The organism is Rhodopseudomonas sp. BR0C11, from assembly GCF_010820945.1.
GTDB lineage: Bacteria > Pseudomonadota > Alphaproteobacteria > Rhizobiales > Xanthobacteraceae > Rhodopseudomonas > Rhodopseudomonas palustris_H.
Genome location: NZ_QTKI01000664.1, coordinates 1 through 1,585 on the forward strand (window position 1 = coordinate 1; position 1,585 = coordinate 1,585).

A 1,585-nucleotide genomic window follows, 5' to 3' on the forward strand; every position below is an offset into this window, starting at 1 on the left:
ATCGGGTGATGTCGGGCCGCATACGCCTGACATCGGGATGCCGATTCCTGTGGTGCGGACCGCGATGGGCCGGGCGGCTGCGTCGATCCTGCCGGAGGCCGAGGCTGCAAGGCTCGAACAGCAACTCGAAACCGCCGATGGGGCGATGTGGGCGAGCTATCGCGATCTCTTCCACGACGGGCTTCGGCAATGCGCCGAGCGGCAATTTTGTACCTGTTTCGGCGAATACCTGCCGGCGATCCATGCCATCGCGGCGCCGCTGTTCCGGCTGCGCGATCGCTCGTTCGCGATCAATTGCGGTATCCCGGCGTTTCGGCTGCAGCCGGGCCAGCTCGAAAACGAAATCGGACCGCGCGTGCGTGCGCTGGCGGAGAGCATCCGCGCGCTCGTCGTGCATCCGGAGCCTGCTGCGCCGCGCGAGCGGCCGGCCAAAACTAATACGAGGTGAGACGGCGATCGCCTGCCGCTGCCTGGTCAGCGGCAGGTGCATGGTCGGACATCGCCCTGCAGGGAGAGACACCCGAACGTCGCGCTGTGCAGGAGTTGCGGCCGCGTTCATGCTCGGACTGACGTTGCGCCAGCGGCGTCGAACCACAGGGAGGGACGCCATGCCGATCACCCGCCGCCTGCTACTTGCCGGCACCGCCGCGGCCTTCGCGGCCCCCTCATGGCCGGTGTTTGCTGCACCCGACTGGCCCGCCCGCATCGTCAAGACGATTTCGCCTTACGGCGCCGGAGGCGCCAACGACATCTCGCTGCGGATCATCAACGATTTCCTCGAGCGCGAGCTGCACCAGCAGTTCATCGTCGAAAATAAGCCGGGCGCCGGCACCCGCTTGGCCAACGAGATGGTCGCGCACAGTCAGCCTGATGGCTACACCTTCCTTTACGCTGCGGCGCCTTACGCTACGGCGGAGGCGCTGTTCGGCAAGCTCAACTATCAGCGCAGCGAATTGCGGCCGGTGGCGATGGCGGCGTTCGCGCCGATCTTTTTGATCGTCAACGCCAAGTCCGATTTCAAGACGCTGCCGGACCTGATCGCCTACGGCAAATCGAAGCCGGAGGGGCTGACGTTCGGCTCTCCAGGGCCCGGCTCGCAGCCGCATCTTGCGGCCGAGCTGCTGTTCAAGACCGCCGGGGTCAAAGGCCTCAACGTGCCGCTGCGCGGCGATGCCGCCGCCTATACCGAACTCCTTGCAGGACGCGTCGATGCCACCTTCACGGCCATCAGCTCGGCACTGCCGCACATCCAGGCCGGGAATTTCCGTGTGCTTGGTGCCGGCTCGGCCCAGCGCAGCGCGATCTATCCGGACGCGCCGACGCTGGTCGAGCTGGGCTTTCCGCAGATCGTCGCCGCCGGTTGGTACGGCTTCATGGCGCCGGCTGCAACGCCTGCGCCCATCATCGACCGGATGCAGGACGCGGTGCTGCGGGCGCTCGGCGATACCGAGGTGAAGAAAAAGCTGATCGCTCAGGGCCTCGAAGCGCACGGACTGAAGGGCTCGGAGTTCGCGGCCTTCATCGATGCCGAGACCGCGAAGTGGAGCCGGGTAATCGAGGAGGCCGGACTGCGAGAGAACTGACC

2 protein-coding genes are annotated in these 1,585 nt (G+C 66.3%); both read left to right on the forward strand.

Annotated features, from left to right (window positions below; genetic code table 11):
- On the forward strand, positions 1 to 448 hold a 448-nt coding region (locus tag DYI24_RS26350), incomplete at its 5' end, for an IclR family transcriptional regulator domain-containing protein (RefSeq protein ID WP_283810910.1).
- A gap of 160 nt (positions 449 to 608) precedes the next feature.
- A complete protein-coding gene (locus DYI24_RS26355) occupies positions 609 to 1,583 on the forward strand; it encodes a Bug family tripartite tricarboxylate transporter substrate binding protein (protein WP_164574405.1) in 975 nt (324 codons plus the stop codon).
- Positions 1,584 to 1,585: the final 2 nt, after the last annotated feature.

What these genes read in the sequence shown, in the direction of transcription:
- DYI24_RS26355 (WP_164574405.1), top strand. Translation starts at nt 609, where the DNA reads ATGCCGATCACCCGCCGCCTGCTACTTGCCGGCACCGCCGCGGCCTTC.